Source organism: Pleurocapsa sp. PCC 7319, from assembly GCF_000332195.1.
Lineage (GTDB): Bacteria > Cyanobacteriota > Cyanobacteriia > Cyanobacteriales > Xenococcaceae > Waterburya.
On record NZ_KB235919.1, the window covers coordinates 193467 to 212578 of the forward strand.

Here is a 19112-nt window from a genome sequence, read left to right on the forward strand (position 1 = left end):
ATATTTTGATACTAGTTTTTCGTACTTAACCGTTTGATTGATAAAGATATAAGTTTAATTTTGATCGGTATTAATTGTCACAAACCTAATTAAGTAAACAAAGTAATTCCAAATATTTATAGAATTAGATTTAACTTTTATAGACGCTTTAATAATTACAGAAGTTTTAAAAAGATACAACTAATAAAACTAATATTACAAATGACCTTTGGTCATATATTTACAAATGACCTTTGGTCATATATACCAATATTGCAAAATAGGACACGATGTAAAGCCAGGCGATCGCTTATTTATTGTTGTACCCCAAAAAATGCCTCGGAGATAACTCAAAGGTTTACATAGCATGGGTATCATTATCATAGCCCCCTAGTTACAAGACTGGGGGAACATAATATCGAATTAATCCCCAATGGCGCAACAGCAGTCAGAACATCCCGACAATTTAACCAAGACAAACAGTCTACTTCAAGCAACAGCAGATTGTACTATTACTTTGCTAAGTGATGATAATTTTGAACGGGGTGTTAATCAAGCCTTAAAAATATTAGGTACGAGTTTTGGTGCAGATCGCCTGGGGATAGACGAGCATATTGAAGACATCACAGGTCAAACTATCGGTCACGTAATTGTTCTTCCCTACGAATGGCTATCTGATTATGCTGCTTCTCAATTTTCTCATCCTAAGATGAAGATAATTCCCTACGATGGTATCGAGGAACTTTACGAGCAATTAAAAGTAGGTCAACATTGGGGTGGCTTAATTGAAACATTTTCCGAACCGTTTCGCAGCTATCAAAGAGATAAGTTAGGGGTAAAGTCTACTTATGCTATTCCAATTACGATTGATGGAGAATATTGGGGATTAATCGGTTTAGATTTTTGTCGTACCGCCAGGGAATTATGCGAGGCAGAAATTGCGGTATTAAAAACGGCTGCTGCCTGTATTGGGAGTGCGATCGAGCGAGAACGCGATCGCCAAACTAAAGAAGAGGCTCAAAGAAAGGCATTATTAGAACAACAAAAAGCCATTGAGTTACAAGAGCGCGATCGCCTACTCAATCTTACCGCTTCTGCTACCCAGGCTTTACTGAATAACGAGGATTTAGATAATGCGATCGCAAATGCTTTAGAAATTATCGGGGAAGGAATTGCTACAGATCGAGTGTGCGTCATGGAACACTACGACAATACGACAGGAGAAACTTTAGGTTATTTGCAAGCACTATATGAATGGCATTCAGACTATGCCGTATCTCAGCTACAGCATCCCGAATTACAGCAGGTAAACTATGAGGGGATTGAAGAGTGGTACGAAAGCTTTAAACGAGGGGAAGCAGCAGGGGGAGTAATTGAGGAAATACCCGAACCAGTTAGAAGCGGACAAAAAGCGATCGGCGTAAAGTCTACCTATGCCGTTCCTATTGCGATCGATGGGGAGTATTGGGGCGTGGTGGGGTTTGATGACTGTCAAGAAGCCCAACAGCGCAGCGAGTCGGAAATCTCAATCCTCAAAACCGTCGCTGCGGGTATCGGTAGTGCAATCCAACAGTTTCGCATTCGCACCGAAAGGGAAGCAGCCCAACGCAATGTCTTATTAGAACAACAAAAAGCAAGTCAGTTACGAGAACACAATAGAGTTTTAGAACAGCGCGATCGCATTTTGGCAGCCACCGCAGAAGCTTCTAATGTTTTGTTGACAGGGGCAGAGTTTGATGAGGCGGTAAATACGGCGTTGCAGATTATTGGAGAGAGTATCGATACCGATCGGGTTTGTGTTATTGAAAATTTGCACAACTTATTAAAGCCATCAATTCCAAACTGGCGAATGTCATACGAATGGAATTCAGCTTGTGCTGTTTCACAAATCGCAGATCCAGAACTTTCTCAAGGAAGTTATCAGGGTATAGAAGAATGGTACGAACTTCAAAGTCAAGGTAAAACTATCAGTTGCCGATTAGAGGAAATGCCCGAACCTTTTCGGAGCAAAATGGCAGAAGTAAAAGTGAAAGCCCTTCATGTCGTTCCGATTTTCGTAGAGGGCAAACATTGGGGTGTCATTGGTATTGATGATTGTCGGGAAGAAATACAGCGTAGCGAAACAGAACTATCGATTTTAAAGACTGCTGCTGCCTGTATTGGTGGAGCGATCGATCGCGAACGAACCAGACGGGCAAAGGAACAAGCCGAACGCAATATTTTATTAGAAAGAGAACAAGCAGCCCAAGAACGAGCCAAACTGTTGCAAGCTGTAGCTACGGTGGCTAATTCTCTGTTGCGATCGCCCGATTACCATACCGCTTTACCAGAAGTGTTACAGATATTGGGAGAAGCTGCAAAAAGCGATCGCTGTGGCTTAGTACAAAACATACCTAATCCCGTCACGGGTGAAGCTGCGATAAAACTGCATACGGAATGGTGTCGTGAAGGTATTACCAGATCGGTTGAATCAACACCCGAACTAGAAACTGCCTTATTGTGGTCGGATTTTCCCCAGTTTAGAGAAAAACTATTTCAAGGAAAAATCTCTAATTTCTTAATCGACGAACTATCAGAACCCGCTCGCAGTATTTTACAGGCACAGGGCAATATTTCTATGACGTTAGTTCCCATTATGGTGCAGGGAGAATTTTGGGGCGTGTTTGGGTTCGACTATTGCCAAGAAGTAAGGTTATTTGAAGAAGCGGATACAGCAGTCTTTGCGATCGCAGTAGATAGTATTGCAGCAGCGATCGCACGAGAACAACAAGATGAGGCGTTACGAGCATCAGAAAAACGCTATCGAACTCTGTTTGAGTTGAGCAATGAAGGGATTTATCGCTTTGAGTTTGATGAACCGATTTCAACCTCTTTATCTGTAGAAGAACAGCTTGAATTCACCTATCAATATTTTCGGATCGCAGAAGTCAATTCCACTTTTATCAATCAGTATAGTTTTAATTCATCAGAGGATATTGTTGATAAAAGGCTTGTTGATATTTATCCTGAAGAATCACAAACAAATTTAGAAAGTAATCGCGCTATTATTGAAAACAGCTACCAAATCCGTAATGCTGAAACTGAAGAAATAGATGCAGATGGACAACGTAGATATTTTTTGCAAAATATTGTCGGCGATGTAAGAGATGGTTATTTCTGGGGCGGTTGGGGAGTGCAAACCGACATTACCGAACTCAAACAGGCACAACAAGCCCTACTAGAAGCCGAACGACAACGGGTAGCCCAACTAGAACAAAGTAACCGAGTATTATCTTTACGCGACAGATGGTTAGAAGCTACCGCACTTGCAGCCAATCAATTACTGGCAACTCCCGATCTCGATGCGGGGATAAATGCAGCCCTGAAGATGTTAGGAGAAAGTTTAGATTGCGATCGTGTGGGGGTATTTCAATGTATCTATAACCAGGAAAGTGCAAATGTACCCACATTAGGTCATCTAATTTACGAATGGAATTCTTCTCATGTTTCTTCTCAACTGTTAAATCCAGAATTAAAACAAATACCTGTTAGCGATCTTGGTGAGGAATGGATCGAGCGACTCATGAGAGGAGAATGGGTTGGAAGTGTTGTAGATGAACTTGCAGAACCATTTCGTCATTTTGAAATAGAAGTAGAGGCTCAATCTACCTATATAGTGCCGTTTTTCTTAAATGGAACTTGGTGGGGAACGGTATCAATCGATTATTGCCGAGAAGCAAAGCGTTTAACCCTACCAGAAATTGCCGTATTTAAAACCGCAGCAAGCTGTGTGGGTAGTGCCATTTATCGCCAACAAATACAAACTGAAAAAGAACAAGCCGAAAAACAAAGATTAATTCAACTAGAACAAAGTAACCAAGTTTTATCATTACGCGATAGATGGTTAGAAGCTACCGCACTTGCAGCCAATCAATTACTGGCAACTCCCGATCTCGATGCGGGGATAAATGCAGCCCTGAAGATGTTAGGAGAAAGTTTAGATTGCGATCGCATAGGTGTATGTCAACATTTTGAAGGTAATATCGACGAACCTATAGGTTTTTTGCTTGCTTTTTATGAATGGAATTCATCTTTCGCTATTCCTCAAATAAAATATCCAGAACATAATAAAATTTCTTGGCAAGGAATGGAAGATTGGCTAGTTCAAATGAAAGGGGGTGAGTTCACAGGCGGAACTGTTAAGGAACTGATACTGCTGACGAACTTAACATAAGCCCAATTTTTTCTACAGGGCGATCGCAAAATTCTTGAATTGAGAATCTCAATAGCGTGGTTGGATATGCTGAACTAAATTCAGCATCCCCCACGCTCAAAATGACTTAAATTGAGCTTATAGAGCAGAACAAAAGTTCAAGGGAGTCATTTCAGCATGGTTCTACATCATCAATTAATTAAATCCATCCCACCTCTCACCAAAGAAATAGCACACAGAGCTTTTCCCAAGGGGAATCTTTACATGAGTCTTAGAGATGAATTGGGTACATTTTATGATGATAGTGATTTTGTCGAACTTTATTCATCTGAAGGTCAGCCAGCATTACGTCCTGGAAGTTTAGCTTTGATCTGTGTGATGCAGTATATGGCTAATTTATCTGACAGAGGAGCAGTAGAAGCAGTAGCTGCCCGTATTGACTGGAAATATGCTCTAGGACTGGAATTGACCGATTCAAGTTTTGATTCTTCTGTATTGACCTTATTTCGTTCTCGATTGCTGAATGGAGGAAAAGAAAAGCTTTTGTTAGATAAGCTTTTAGAACGCTGCCAACAACTTCAACTAATTAAAGCTAAAGGAAAAGCTAGAACTGATTCAACTCATATCTTGGCAGCAATTCGTAATCTTAATCGACTTGAATATGTTGGTGAAACCTTGCGTTCTGCTTTGAATACTTTAGCTGTAGCCCATCCAGATTGGTTATCCAATATAGTCGCTTCTGACTGGTTTGACCGTTACAGTAAACCTGTTGAAGAATCTCGACTGCCCAGAGGAACAAAAGCGCGTAATGAATATGCTGCCAATATTGGACGAGATGGAATGAAAATTTTAATGGCTATTTACGATGAACCGACTGCACCGCAATGGCTTAGAGAGATTCCAGCAATCAAAACTCTTAGAATTGCTTGGGTACATCAATACTGGATTAATAATGGTCAACTTCATTGGCGTAGTCACAAGGATTTACCCCCAGCAGGAATCAGAAGTAATTCCCCTTATGATACTGAAGCTCGTTATGGTAACAAGCGACATACTACTTGGCTTGGCTACAAGGTACATCTGACTGAAACTTGTGCTCGAAATCGAGTTCATTTAATTACCAATGTTCAAACGACAGAAGCTCATCTAGCTGATGTAGACCAAACTGAGTTAATTCATCAATCTTTAGCTGACAAGAATTTATCACCATCCGAGCATCTGGTTGATGCTGGTTATGTGGATGGCACTCTGTTAGTTGAAAGTAAGCAACAACATAATATTGAACTAATTGGACCAGTCCGTGACAATGTTAGTTGGCAATCCAAAAACCCTGAAGCCTATGATTTGAGTCATTTTAAAATTAACTGGAAAAAACAACAAGCTACTTGTCCCCAAGGAATCAAGAGTACGAAAAAATGGACTGTACACAAAGATAAATGGGACAATACAGTTATTGGAATTAAATTTCCTCGAAAAGCTTGTCGAGAGTGTCAGTGTCGTCACTTATGTACCCGCTCAAAAACCGAACCGAGAGAAATTACTCTACGTCCAAAAGAGGAACATCTAGCCATTGTCAAAAGACGAAAACAGCAAGAAACTAAAAAATGGTCCAAACAATACAATCAACGTGCAGGAGTTGAAGGCACAATTTCTCAGGGAGTCCGTGGTTTTGGTTTACGCAAATGCCGTTATATAGGTTTGGATAAAGTTCATTTACAACATATCCTCACTGCAACTGCGATCAATGCGATTCGTTTGTTTGCATGGTTTGAAGGTGTTCCTTTGGCTAAAACTCGTGTTTCTTCTTTTGCTAAATTAGCTCCTGATTAACTTTGACTATTTTAGCTAGCGATCGCTCTTCAGTATATTGTTAAGTTCGTCAGCAGTATCAGGAACTACACGAACCATTCCGTAGTCAATCAATTGAACTCGGTGTGAAATCCACCTACGCCGTGCCAATTTTTGTAAACGAACAGTTTTGGGGTATTTTAGGCATCGATTTTTGTCGAGAAGCAAAGCGTTTAACCCTACCCGAAATTGCCGTATTCAAAACCGCAGCAAGCTGTGTTGGTAGTGCCATTTATCGCCAACAGATTATCACAGAACAGAAAGAAGCCGAACGCGCTGTAATCGAAGAACGCAACGAACTAGCGCGGGAAATTCACGATACGATCGGTCAGTCATTCACCGCCATTGTCATGCAGCTTGAGGCTGGTAAACGCCTGCTAATTACCAAAAGCGATCGCGTTTCTTCTTGTCTCAATCTCGCCCAAAATTTAGCACATCAAGGAATTACTCAAGTACAGCAGTCACTATGGACTCTGAGGGAAAATGCTGACGAGTACAACGATTTAGTTGCTGCTTTTCAAAGATTGGTCACTACTTTAAATACTAATGTTCCAGTTCAAATAGAATTCTCAACCTCTGGCACTCAGACCCCTTTATCTCCCGATGTTCGTCTTAACCTATTACGCATCGGTCAAGAAGCTGTTACCAATGCCCTCAAACACGCCGAAGCCCGACAGATAGATTTGAATCTTATCTTTAATAGCGATCGGCTACAGCTACAAATTCAGGATGATGGAAGGGGTTTTGCTCCCGAACTGCTGGGGGTTAATAGCGGTTTTGGAATTAAAAGTATCGAACAGCGAGCCGAACAGATTAACGCCGTGGTAAATATTATAACTAACCCAGGTAATGGCACGACTATTAGCGTGACCGTTCCCCTATAGATCGAGCCAAAGTAGAGAAATATCAGCAAGTCTGTGAAAATATCACGGAGAAGAAACACTAAAATTTAAAATAGATAAAATCAACTAACAATAAAAATGACTAAGATCGATTATCCCTTCGCCCAAGAACTGATTACCGATACCCAAGGTAATATTCGTCAAGTTATTCTCAACTTCGATGACTATCAACAATTGTTAGAAGGACTAGAGGACGAGGCACTATATCAAGCTATGAAAACAACTATTAGCGAAACGCCTATGAGTCGAGAGGAGGCATTAAAAGCACTAGAAGAAGAATGAAAACGGAATATCTTTCCAGCTTCATCAAAGACCTCAAAAAACTCAAAAAAACATCTGTCTACTCAGAGATTAAAAATTTAGCATTTCAAACTATTCCCAACTGTCAGAATATAACTGAAATTAAAAGTCTCAAAAAAATCAAGGGACACCAGAATGCCTACCGTATCAGAGTTGGTGATTATCGGATTGGCATTTTTATACAAAAGGAAACGATAACCTTCGCACGAGTGCTTCATCGGCGAGATGTTTACCGCTATTTTCCTTGAAAATTAACCTGACAGTAGCCATTTACCGTATTTAAAAGAAATTTGTATTCTAAATTACAAAATGATACTAAATCCGATTGATAAAGGTCACGTTCGCCGTTCTTCAAGTCCCCCAGAATTGGGGAGGCACGGGTGCGGACGCAGGTTCCGCACATTGAGTGCCGTGGATTTAGGGGGCTTTTTAAAAGTAACTTATACGAACAGAATTTAGTATGACTTCCACTTCGCCAATTCGCGTTTTACTTGCCGACGACCATCCCGTTTTAGTCGATGGTCTTGCCCTAATTCTCGATACCGAACCCGACATGACCGTAGTTGGTCGAGCCAGTAGCGGAACTGAAGCCGTGACTCTGTTTGCCCAACACCAACCAGATGTTGCCCTGCTGGATTTGCGGATGCCAGGAGAATTGAGCGGGGCTGATGCGATCGCCCAAATTCGCACCCAGTTTCCCGAAGCCTGTATAATTATGTTCACCATTTACGACGGTGATGAAGATATCTATCAAGGATTGAAAGCAGGAGCGAAAGCCTATCTGCTTAAAAGTACCCCCTGCGACGAAATCATTGCTACAATTCGTCGGGTTTATGCGGGAAAAAAACATATTCCACCTCAAGTTGCGGTTAAAATAGCAGAACGCATGAACCAAACACCTTTAACCAAGCGGGAGCGAGAGGTGCTGTGTTTGATGACAGAAGGGAAAAATAATCAAGAAATTAGTACCGCGTTAAATGTCACTGAAGGGACGGTTAAATTTCACATCAACAAAATTTTCGATAAGTTAGCCGTCAGAAATCGCACTGAAGCGGTTTTGGTGGCACTCAAGCGAGGTATTGCCTGTTTGTAGCAAGTAGGGAGTAGGGAGAGTAGGCATTGCCCACCTTACAGTATTGATTCTTAAGAACTCAATCATGCGAAATTCAACCAATTAAATATATCTTCAACTTTTAGCTGCCAGTTTTGCAAGACATTTAACACGGGCAATACGTCTTGCTTTTCTTTTATCTCTGGCAACTGGTTTGGTTGAAATACCGTAACAGACTTATCATCAGGGTCGATAAAGTAGCCCAATTTTGTACTGACTTTTCACGGCATCTTTTGGAGGAAATATAAGTTGTGTAACAATATTCGCTAACAATTACTCATTTAGAGAAATCTGCGCTCTCGATAGAGCAAAATAATTGAGCCGATTGTAAGTTATGAATGAATCAGACCAAAAATTCAATAACGGAAAAATGCGACTTTGGAGATCAACGTTTAACCAAAAGGGCGATGTTCATCGAATCAAGATTATCGTTAAAATATGGCAAGCCACTCTCAGAGATTTTTGAGAGAGCAAGTGACCTGAAAAGAGCTTATGAATTCTTTGCCAATCCGAAAACTAGCTTAAGCAGTGTGTGCCAACCCTATCATCTTCAAACAGCAGCTCAGATTAAAGCACTCCCCATCGTATTAGCAGTGGGAGATACAACCTATCTCGATTACAAAAAAATCCTCGACAAAAGAGCCGAATATGGACCGATTGGCAATGGGGGAAATGGACTAATTCTACATAGCACCTTAGCCCTTGATGCCGACAATGGACAACCAATAGGATTACTAACAGAAAAACTGTGGCATCGAGAGCATGAAGAAAAAGGGGAAAATCTAACGAAGAAACAGAGGAAGAAAAAACAAGCAGAAGCCAGAAAACGCCCAATTGAAGAGAAAGAATCTTATAAATGGATAGAAGCTCTCAAAGAAGTCGAAAAACTCTTAAAAATCTCCGTTCCAGAGCCTACAAGGCCCAAAATTATCCATGTATTTGACCGAGAAGGGGACATTGCGGAAGTCTTTGCTCAAGTCAGTAATATGAAGTCCGCTTAATTAGTTCTAAAATTAATTGAAGCTATCAATATGACATAAATCAATGCCCAGCTCCCTCAAATTAAAATCTCATCTGAGTTTAGAAGAACTAAAACAACGTTATCGAAACAGTTGTGACTCAGTAGAACGTTCTCATTATCAAATCATATGGCTTTTAGCTAGTGGCAAGACTGTAGCAGAAGTAAGTAGTATTACCAACTATAGTACAAAATGGATTTATAAGTTAGCTAGTCGCTATAACCATTTAGGAGAGGAAGGGTTAGGCGATCGCCGACATCAAAATCAGGGGAATAAACCTTTGCTAGATGATGTGCAGTTAGCTCATTTGTGGCAAAGATTACAAACCCCACCAGTAGATGGAGGTTTATGGAATAGTCGTAAAGTGGCAGACTGGATGTCGGAGCTTTTAGAACGTCCCGTGAGTAAACAAAGGGGATGGGAATATCTTAGAGGGTACGAACTCAGACTCAAACAACCGAGACCAGCTCATACTGAATCAGACCCTTTTGAGCAAGAAAAATGGAAAAAAAACTTCAAAACAGATATCAAAAACTATGCCGAGATAATCCCCAGGCCATAGTAGAACTATGGACTATGGATGAACACCGTTTGGGATTAAAACTAATTCCAAGACGAATTTGGGCAGAAATTGGCGAAAATCTGACAGCAGATGTTAATTGGAAGTATCAATGGCTCTGGTTGTATGGTTTTGTAGCTCCCCAGTCAGGAGAAACTTACTTTTGGATTCTTCCCTATGTCAACAAAGAGTTGTTTTTACAAGTTTTAGAAGATTTTGCGCGAGAGTTTAATCTTGGTGAAAGTAAACAGATTCTGTTAGTTTTGGATGGGGCTGGCTGGCACGTCAGCAAAGAAATTACTCAAAATTTACCATTAGGTTTACATCTGGAATTTCTCCCTCCTTATTCCCCTGAATTACAGCCAGCCGAAAGACTGTGGCCGATAGTAGATGAGCCTCTGGCTAATCGTAGCTTTACTAATTTGGAGCAATTAGAAGAAATCTTGTACACCAGATGTCAAGTCATTTTGCAACAACCAGAATTGGTCAAAGGAATTACTAATTTCTCTTGGTGGCCACAGTCTAGTTTAGCAACAGCCGTTTAATTAGAACTAATCAAACGGACTTCATATAAAACCTCAAATACAGGGTTAGTAGTAAGAGCAGCACATAATCGAGCACTTGAGGGAGAAAACAGTTATCTATGGTCATGGCTACCATCCCAACCGATCAAGATGGAAGTAGCGATAGAACTAGCCAAAACCAAACAGAGGACAGAGCGAATCGCAGTTTTGGCAATTAGATATGCACCTATTAAACTTCGTAGTCCCGCCAGAATTAAAGAACCAGAATCTTTTGAAGTTTATGGGGTTTATGCCGTAGAAATTGACCCCCCAGAGGGCTGTGAACGCGTAGAATGGATGATCTTGACTACAGAACCCGTTACAAATGAGGAACAGGCACAAACCATTTTACGGTGGTACACTTACCGTTGGCGAATTGAAGAATATCATAAAATTCTCAAGTCAGGATGTAAGGCGGAAAGCTATCGTCTATCTGGAAATAGTATGCAGGTATTATTAGGATTTTTAACAAATATTGCGGCACAATTGTTAAAAATGACTTATTTAAATCGAACCGAACCAGAAGCACCGGCATCTTCGGTTTTAAATGAGGTACAACTTGAGGTTTTAGCTGCCAAAGGAAGAAAATCAGTCCCCGTAGTAGATTTGACGGTAGCCTGGGCGATGCAAGCTGTAGCTCGTTTGGGCGGTTACTTGAGTCATCGAAAGAAAAGTAATATTGGTATTACCGTTTTATGGCGCGGATTTTTAGAATTGCAATCTTTGTGTGAAGGATGGCAATTACGCTCCCATTTTAAAGTTTAGGAGGGAGTTGATTGCTACGAGGTGCGGGAGTAGGATAAGGATTTGGTTAGCGAACTTTATTACATAATGAATTAGGACTTTTTCTGGTCTTAACTATGCCCAATGCCCGTCAACAGAAGGATGTAGCCAGTCGTCTAGATGAACTTAAACATCTTCTCAAACAACTCCAACAAGATATTGAAGACATCCGCTCTGAAGGAGAAATTGCTCCGTCTGGTTGTTGGATTGTCCGTTACCAAGCCAAAGGACAAAAGGGGGGTCGTTATTGGTATTACAAATGGATGTCCCATGAACCGATTTTTGTCACCAAAAATGGGACTCCATCTCGTCATCGATATTTAGGCAAAGCTGGAAGTAAAGATTATTTGAACGCGGTTGAAGCTCTATCTCGTCGTGGCCGAATTGAAGCATTGGAGCGAGGGATGAGTACACTTTCAATGGGGTTGGAGGATTTGGTAGAGGAAGCATCAAGATTCAGCAAAGGTTAGCGAACATTGTTACCTAACTTATACTCTTTTCCAAAGATGCCGTGAAAAGTCAGCGCATATGTCGCCCGTCGGGGGAGAGAATTTCAATTAGCCAGTCTGGGGCTATAGTAAACCTATTAGCTATCTGTCCATTGGCATCCAAGGGAATGTTCTGCCATTCAAATACAGCGATGTCGGGAACTATCGAACGTCCCGCAAAAGTACAGCGTAACTCAGGAAAAGCGTATGCTAATTTTTGTTTTTCTCCTGCTTCATTAATAGCGGAAGCTAATTTAATTTGTAATCTGCTGTGTTTTCCTTGTGGCATCGGTTTTTGATAAATTTTTCCATTGATATATTCCCTTGCTGGTTTGGTTTCTGGTAATTTTAAAAATTCTTCCAGGGTAGGTATGGGATTTGATCGCCGTAGGGATGTCATTGGCTATATCTCCTGTTTTGATAATTTTTTCATCGTATGTTGTATGGTTTTAATCGATACAATTGAACTTCGAGTGACTGCGATCTACAAAGACTCAACTTTAGTTAGAGATAAGTTTATAACTTTGAACCCATAAAAAATAGAGCGATAGGTTGGTAAAAGACTTTGCCACCATCGATCCTGCCACTGAAGAGAAACTAGCAGATATAGCTCAAGGTGGAGTTGAAGACATCGATCGCGCGGTTATTGCTGCTCGTCAAGCCTTTGAGCGGGGTTCTTGGTCGTCGATGACCCCATCCCAGCGACAGCGCATTCTCTATCGCTTAGGCGATCTGATTCTGGAAAACGCCGACGAACTGGCTTGGTTAGAAAGCCTTGATAATGGTAAACCTGTAAGTGTAGCTAGAGTTGCCGATATTCCTTTGACGGCTGATTTGTTTCACTACATGGCGGGTTGGGTTCGCACTCTTGAAGGCTCGGTCGTTCCCGTCTCGGATATTGCCGTTCCTGGTGCAGAATTTCACGCTTACACTCTCCGCGAACCAATTGGAGTTGTGGGACTGATTACTCCTTGGAACTATCCTTTATTAATCGCTGCGGGTTGGCAGATGGCAGCCTGTCTTGCTGCGGGTAACACCGTCGTTTTAAAACCCTCGGAAGTGACACCCCTATCGATCCTCCGCTTTGGCGAACTTGCTTTAGAAGCAGGTATTCCCGAAGGAGTAATTAATATCGTTCCAGGTGCTGGTTCTGATGCGGGGGCGCGTCTTTCCAGTCATCCCGATGTGGATAAAATTGGCTTTACAGGTTCTACTCGCACTGGGCGGGGTATCCTCAAAGCCATTGCCGATAGCAATTTGAAAAAAGTCACCTTAGAGTTGGGTGGAAAATCTCCAGATATTATTATGGATGATGCCGATCTTGAAGTTGCCATTCCTGGTGCTGCCGAAGGAATCTTCTTCAATCACGGTCAGTGTTGTTGTGCGGGTTCTCGCCTGTACGTACAGGAAAAGATATTCGATCGCGTCGTGGCAGGTATCAGCGATTACGCCAAAACCATTCGCCTCGGTTCTGGTCAAGATGCTGACACCCAAATGGGGCCATTGGTATCTAAAAATCAGGAAAATACAGTTCTCGGCTATATCCAATCGGGTCTGGATGAAGGTGCAGAAATCACCACAGGCGGACATAAAGTTGGCGATAAAGGCTTTTTTGTCGAACCTACCGTGTTTGTGAATACCAATTCCCAGATGAAAATGGTGCGCGAAGAAATCTTTGGTCCCGTGTTATCGATCGAACGTTTTAGCGGTTTGGAAGATTTGGTTCAAAAAGCCAACAATACCGAGTTCGGACTAGGTTCTGGTATTTGGACGACGGATTTAAGCAATGCTCACAAAGTTGCTAAAGCAATTCGCGCAGGTACTGTATTTATCAACTGCTACAACGTCTTTGATGCTGCGATGCCTTTTGGTGGCTACAAACAATCGGGCTGGGGACGCAATCGTGGTAAAGAAGCCTTTGAAGCCTATACCGAAACCAAAGCCGTATACGTGCGACTAGACGGAATTCATCACACCTCATTTGCCTGTGGTTAACAGGTGGAAAAATTTTGGTGGCAAACATTTGCCTCTCAATTCCAACTTATTATTTAACAAAGCTAACAGCTAAGAGCTAAAAGCTAAGAGCTAACCGCTTCGCGGTTTAATTACCATTCCAAACTAGAGGTAAATCATGGCTGAATATTTCTTCATGCCCCCGATGAACATTGCTGGAAAAGGTGCCCTCAAAAGTGCAGGGGATGAAATGGTGACAGAGGGCTACAACAAGGCACTAATTGTAACGGATGAAGTCTTACACCGTAAAGTAGGGGCAACCAAAGTTCTGACTAACTTACTGACTCAACTCAGTCTTGAATATACAGTGTACGATCGCGTTACTCCCAATCCTACTGTAGCGGAAGTCCAAGAAGGCGCGGAATTACTCAAAGCAGAAAACTGCGATTTCATTATTTCCTTTGGCGGTGGTTCGCCCCACGACTGCGCTAAAGGCATTGGCATTGTCGCTAATAATGGTGGCTCGATTCGAGACTATGCTGGGGTAAACAAACTGAAAACAAAAATGCTACCCATGTTTGCTGTCAATACCACATCAGGAACGGGCAGCGAAATGACCCGCTTTGCCATCATCACTGATGAAGAACGGCAATCTAAATTTCCCGTAGTTGATTGGCGTTGTACTCCCAGTGTTTCCGTTGACGATCCAGAACTGATGGTGGGGATGCCTCCTGGATTAACTGCTGCCACGGGTATGGATGCCCTCAGTCATGCGATCGAAGCGTATGTCTCTACGGCTGCCACTCCCCTAACTAATCCTGGCGCACTCCAGGCGATCCAACTGATAGGAAAATCACTGCTTACAGCCTATAAAGACGGTAAAAACGAACAGGCACGAGCGGATTTAACCTATGCCGAATTTTTGGCAGGAATGGCGTTTAATAATGCCAGTCTCGGTTATGTTCATGCCATGTCCCATCAGATTGGTGGAGTGTATCATAACCTGGCTCACGGTGTTATCAATGCGGTGTTGATGCCCTATGTTGAAGCTTACAATGCCGAAGCCGTACCCGATCGCTTTATTGCGATCGCTCAAGTCATGGGAGCAGAAGTAGGGCAATCTACTACACAAGCGATCAATTATGTACTGACTAAACTGCGTCGGTTCAATCAGGAACTAGGCATTCCCTCCACTCTAGCTGAATTGGGAGTCGAAGAGTCGGCAATTCCTTTGATGGCAACCAATGCACTTCAAGATCCCTGCTGTTTGACCAATCCCCGACAAGTAAGCCAGTCAGAAATGGAACGACTGTTTCAACAAGCATGGCACGGGGGTTAAATTTAACGGCGTTGGTCATTATGTAATGTCGCACTTCGAGGTTATTCTTCGTAGCTCTAAGCTCTAAGCCTCTCCAATTTCCAGATTATCTTCAAACAGACAAATAAATTATGAATAGCATTACGCATTTACCAACGCCACTCATTTTAATATCTATCAAACTTTAATCTCTTTCTACTTAAATCGAGCAATTTTATGACTAATAGCGATCAGGAAATCTTTTTCGACCAACTAACTCCCGATAATGCCACTATGCTACTCATCGATCATCAAGTGGGTACTAAAGGACACGGTAGATTTGTGTACGACAAATTAATCTTACCCTTGCTTTTAGGACGCATCTATGTCGATAAAAACCGTCAGAAACGAGAAGTAATGCAGAGTGATCTTGACTGGACTATAGTTCGACCCACCGAACTAACTAATGAACCAGAATCTGGTGATTATCGAGTTTTAAGCGATCTCAAAGGACAAAAAGCTCAAACTATTGCTCGTGCCGATGTCGCGGATTTTTTAGTCAAACAACTAGATAGCGATCGCTATTTACATCAAACACCGTTAATTACCCACTAACAAAAATTGGTTATTTGTTTATTTTTTAGTATCCCTCAATTTTTAAGTATGTTTTTGCCTCGTATCCCCCAGTTACTTCGTGGAACAAGGGGATTTCTCCCTCACACGTCAAATGTTTTGCTAGCCAATTTTCGATGTCAACGAAAACATCTTGATAATTAAGATCGTTATGTAATTCATGATAGCTTTCAGTATACTCTCGTATTTCTTTATCAGCCAAAGTTACTCGTTCAAACAACAAACGACTACTTTCAGGCAGGGTAATTCGGTCTGCTCCACCGTGAAGAATGAATAAAGGAACTTGAAGCATTGATGCGTGAGCTTCAATCCAGGCAACTGTATTAATAAATTCTGTTGCTAATCGTGCTGTTCCCCGAGTATGACGCAGGGGATCTTGAGCTAGTTCTCTAAGTACTTCCGCATTACGAGAACTAGCAGTGATGTCAATTCCTGTATCTAAAGCAAAACGAGGAAAAAATCGAGAAAGAATTCTGCCAATAGTCAATTTCCAAGGAGAAACACCTACTTGTAAAGCAGGAGCTAATAAAATTAGTCCTTGTAGGCGATCGCCATAGTGGAGGGCATAGTCTAGAGCGATTGTACCCCCTAAACTTTGACCCAATAAAAATATTGGCAGATCAGTTTCTTTGCTGGAAATTAACTGCAAAAAAGCTCTGAGGTCTTCTCGAAACTCACTCCAGCTATTGATGTATCCTCTTTGACCAGGAGAACGTCCATGTCCTTGCAGATCGAAGGCATAAACAGCATAGTCACGATTGACCAGAAATTCGATCATGTTATCAAAGATATCACTATGTACCCCTAAACCATGAACAATCGGTACGATCGCCCTTGATAAGACTTGAGGATGCCAGCTTTGATAAAATAAGCTAACGCCACCAGCACCTGAAAAATTGCCTGTTTGATGTTTGAAATTTTTGACCTTCATCTCGTATCCTCACTGCTCTAATAAATGCAGTTTATTTACTGTGGGTTTCAATTTGGTTGTGTCATCTTTTCCTTCACTAATTACTGAATGTCTTTGATATTCTTCCAAAGTAAAAGAATCAACTTGAATCGCATCATTGCGAGCCGATTCTGCTTGAGTCAATAGTTCGACTTCATCGAGATCGATAATTCCTAGTTCTAAAGCATCACGAACTAAGGTTGTGGGTTTACCCGCAGGTAATTTACCTTTTTTAGTTGCAGTTTTAATTTTCTGGAAGATAGATTCAGCTTTAACTGATAACAAGAATGCATTTTCTAATCTGCCTAAAGCTTCTTCGATATTAGTGGGAATATGAATATCTGCGGTCAGGCGATCTCTTTGAGAACCTGGAGTTTGGATAATGCGGGCAATCTGACTGCCGAGTTTATCAGTGGGCATCTTACCAACAGGATTCAGTCGCCACCAAGCTGTAATAACTCCTAATAAAGGTACTGGTAGATTATCAAAAATACCTATAAATCCCTGTTGAATTTGAGACAAAGCATATTTCAGCGACCAATGAACAAGAGGAAGATCTGCCTGATTGCGTCCTTCGGCTTCAAAGCGGCGTAAAGTAGCAGTAGCTAAATACATCCAAGAAAGAATATCTGCAAATCTACCTGTGATTTTTTCCTGCCGCTTAAGACTGCCACCAAAAGTGATCAAGGATAGATCCGTTAGACAAGCAAAAGTAGCTGATGCCCAGGCTAACTTACGATAATATTTCGCAGTCGTTCCAGTTACTGGTGAACGGGCTAAATAACCACGAGAAAAACTAAGTAAGACAGCGCGGAAGAGATTACGTACTATTGAACCAAGATGATGCCAAAAAACACGATCAAAAGCTTGAACATCGGATTGATTTAAAGCATCGATTTCTTGATAAACATAGGGATGGGAACGAATTACACCCTGTCCATAAATAATCATCGTGCGGGTGAGAATATTTGCCCCTTCAACAGTAATGGGTATGGGTATAGCAGTGTATATATTAGCTAGTAGGTTTCTGGGACCTCGACAAATCCCTGCACCACCGACAATATCCATGCCATCGTTAATAATTTGACGGGATAGTTCGGTAAAGTTGTATTTAGCGATCGCCGAAATTACTGCCGGTTGCTCACCTCGATCTACTGCACCGACTGTATACAGTCTCGCTGCTTCCATTAAGTAAGTTAATCCGCTAATTCGAGCTAAAGGCTCTTCAATCCCTTCAAAACGACCAATATTTAGTCCAAACTGTTTTCTAACTCTGGCATATGCGCCTGTAACTCTGGTGACTAATTTAGCAATACCAGTGCAAGTAGCAGGAAAACTAATTCCTCGTCCTGCAGCCAAAGACTGCATCAGCATTTTCCAGCCTCGCCCTGCTTGTTCAACTCCACCAATTATTTGGTCTACAGAAATAATTACATCATGCCCAATGGTGGGAGAGTTATAAAACGGTACGCCCATTGGATCGTGTCGGTGATCGATGATTACTCCAGGAGTATTAGTATGTACTAAGGCGCAGGTAATCCCGACATCTTCTCCTTTACCTAATAGGTTATCTGGATCGCGCAGTCGAAACGCCAATCCCATCAAAGTCGCGATCGTGGCAAGAGTAATATAGCGTTTCTCCCAGTTCAAGCGCAGATATAATTTACCATCATCGCCCTGAAATACTACTCCATTGGACACAATGCTACCTGCATCAGAACCAGCATTAGGTTCAGTTAGGGCAAAACAAGGAATTTCTTCACCGCTTGCCAATCGAGGTAAATAATAGTCTTTTTGAGCTTCTGTTCCATAGCGTAAGAGTAATTTAGCTGGTCCTAGAGAGTTAGTTACCCCGACTGTAGCAGTGTGGGTAAATGAACGCGAAGCTAACTTGGTCATAATACTGCTGTATGCCAAGTTAGAAAATCCCAACCCTCCATATTTTTTGGGAATCATCATGCCAAAGAAACGCTCTTGTCTTAAATAATCCCAAACTCGGGGAGGCAGATCTTGACGAGAATGAATTTCCCAATCAGTTGCCATTTGACAGACTGTTTCTACCTGGTTGTCGAGGAAAGAACGGATTTTATTGAATTCGGAGTTCGGAGTTCGGAGTTCGGAGTTTTCAGGTATTAGTGGATAAGATTCTGCAAGGAGGCGTTTGAAATTGGGTTTACCAGAGAAGAATTCACCATCTACCCAGACGTTTCCCGCTTCGATCGCTTCTCGTTCAGTATCAGAGATTTTGGGCAGGAGTTTTAGTGAGGCGATCGCTTTAACAATATAGGCTGTAATCAGTCTTTGACGTAGCAGGGGAAGATTAAAAGTTAACGCTACAACACCAAAGATAATCCAGCCCCAAAGTGGTACATGGCAAATACCTAAAATAGCGGCTACATATAAAGACCACAACCAGAGAGGAACACCGATGTAACCTAAGATAACGAAAAGAAGAATAAAAGTGGGGATAATGATTTTAAGTTCGAGAATATTCATAACGATTTCTAAACTAGTGATGTAAATGACGTAATTAATA

Annotated in this window: 14 protein-coding genes and 3 pseudogenes; 13 read left to right on the plus strand and 4 right to left on the minus strand. The window is 41.6% G+C overall.

Annotated elements, in window-relative coordinates; translation table 11 throughout:
- Positions 1-412 precede the first annotated feature (412 nt).
- The 6 genes from PLEUR7319_RS0102265 (at position 413) to PLEUR7319_RS0102290 (ending at position 8314) form a co-directional block, all read left to right on the plus strand.
- The gene (locus tag PLEUR7319_RS0102265) at positions 413-4192 is read left to right on the plus strand and encodes a GAF domain-containing protein (RefSeq protein ID WP_019503587.1); all 3780 of its coding nucleotides are present in this window, start codon (positions 413-415) and stop codon (positions 4190-4192) included.
- Positions 4193-4348: 156 nt separating this feature from the next.
- Positions 4349-6001: an IS1182 family transposase gene (locus PLEUR7319_RS0102270; RefSeq protein ID WP_019503588.1), complete on the plus strand. Its 1653-nt coding sequence runs from the start codon at positions 4349-4351 to the stop codon at positions 5999-6001.
- A 122-nt stretch (positions 6002-6123) separates the two neighbouring features.
- Positions 6124-6903: a sensor histidine kinase gene (locus PLEUR7319_RS33900; RefSeq protein WP_019503589.1), complete on the plus strand. Its 780-nt coding sequence runs from the start codon at positions 6124-6126 to the stop codon at positions 6901-6903.
- A 96-nt stretch (positions 6904-6999) separates the two neighbouring features.
- Positions 7000-7203 carry a hypothetical protein gene (locus PLEUR7319_RS0102280; protein WP_019503590.1) on the plus strand — a complete coding sequence of 68 codons (204 nt, stop codon included), beginning with the start codon at positions 7000-7002 and terminating at the stop codon, positions 7201-7203.
- The gene (locus PLEUR7319_RS0102285; protein WP_019503591.1) at positions 7200-7469 is read left to right on the plus strand and encodes a type II toxin-antitoxin system RelE/ParE family toxin; all 270 of its coding nucleotides are present in this window, start codon (positions 7200-7202) and stop codon (positions 7467-7469) included. Before PLEUR7319_RS0102280 ends, PLEUR7319_RS0102285 begins: the two co-directional genes overlap by 4 nt.
- A gap of 212 nt (positions 7470-7681) precedes the next feature.
- Positions 7682-8314, plus strand: coding sequence for a response regulator transcription factor (locus PLEUR7319_RS0102290; protein WP_019503592.1), 633 nt, complete (start codon positions 7682-7684; stop codon positions 8312-8314).
- A gap of 62 nt (positions 8315-8376) precedes the next feature.
- Here PLEUR7319_RS0102290 and PLEUR7319_RS43045 read toward each other — a convergent pair.
- A pseudogene (locus PLEUR7319_RS43045) lies at positions 8377-8544 on the minus strand (Uma2 family endonuclease); the annotation flags it as partial.
- Positions 8545-8670: 126 nt separating this feature from the next.
- Here PLEUR7319_RS43045 and PLEUR7319_RS33905 point away from each other — a divergent pair.
- The 4 genes and pseudogenes from PLEUR7319_RS33905 (at position 8671) to PLEUR7319_RS0102315 (ending at position 11726) form a co-directional block, all read left to right on the plus strand.
- Positions 8671-9333, plus strand: coding sequence for a transposase DNA-binding-containing protein (locus tag PLEUR7319_RS33905; protein WP_019503594.1), 663 nt, complete (start codon positions 8671-8673; stop codon positions 9331-9333).
- A gap of 43 nt (positions 9334-9376) precedes the next feature.
- Positions 9377-10455 (plus strand): annotated as a pseudogene (locus PLEUR7319_RS39885) (IS630 family transposase).
- Positions 10456-10464: 9 nt separating this feature from the next.
- Complete coding sequence (locus tag PLEUR7319_RS33910; protein ID WP_237743507.1) at positions 10465-11238, plus strand: IS4 family transposase; 774 nt, start codon at positions 10465-10467, stop codon at positions 11236-11238.
- A 95-nt stretch (positions 11239-11333) separates the two neighbouring features.
- On the plus strand, positions 11334-11726 hold the full coding sequence (locus PLEUR7319_RS0102315) for a hypothetical protein (RefSeq protein ID WP_019503396.1): 393 nt from the start codon (positions 11334-11336) through the stop codon (positions 11724-11726).
- 67 nt (positions 11727-11793) lie between these two features.
- On the opposite strand, the pseudogene PLEUR7319_RS0102320 reads toward PLEUR7319_RS0102315, so the two are convergent.
- Positions 11794-12144: pseudogene (locus PLEUR7319_RS0102320) on the minus strand (Uma2 family endonuclease); the annotation flags it as partial.
- Positions 12145-12296: 152 nt separating this feature from the next.
- Between PLEUR7319_RS0102320 and PLEUR7319_RS33915 the strand changes: the two are divergent.
- The 3 genes from PLEUR7319_RS33915 to PLEUR7319_RS33920 all read left to right on the plus strand — a co-directional run bounded on the left by PLEUR7319_RS33915 (position 12297) and on the right by PLEUR7319_RS33920 (position 15609).
- Entirely contained in the window at positions 12297-13739 is a 1443-nt protein-coding gene (locus tag PLEUR7319_RS33915; RefSeq protein WP_019503597.1) for an aldehyde dehydrogenase family protein, read from the plus strand.
- A 136-nt stretch (positions 13740-13875) separates the two neighbouring features.
- Entirely contained in the window at positions 13876-15036 is a 1161-nt protein-coding gene (locus tag PLEUR7319_RS0102330) for an iron-containing alcohol dehydrogenase (RefSeq protein ID WP_026102257.1), read from the plus strand.
- A 195-nt stretch (positions 15037-15231) separates the two neighbouring features.
- Entirely contained in the window at positions 15232-15609 is a 378-nt protein-coding gene (locus PLEUR7319_RS33920) for an NAD(P)-dependent oxidoreductase (RefSeq protein ID WP_019503599.1), read from the plus strand.
- Positions 15610-15634: 25 nt separating this feature from the next.
- Here PLEUR7319_RS33920 and PLEUR7319_RS0102340 read toward each other — a convergent pair whose 3' ends face one another.
- A complete protein-coding gene (locus tag PLEUR7319_RS0102340; protein ID WP_019503600.1) occupies positions 15635-16558 on the minus strand; it encodes an alpha/beta hydrolase in 924 nt (307 codons plus the stop codon).
- Between the two features lie 9 nt (positions 16559-16567).
- On the minus strand, positions 16568-19072 hold the full coding sequence (locus PLEUR7319_RS0102345; protein WP_019503601.1) for an acyl-CoA dehydrogenase: 2505 nt from the start codon (positions 19070-19072) through the stop codon (positions 16568-16570).
- Between the last annotated feature and the right edge of the window lie 40 nt (positions 19073-19112).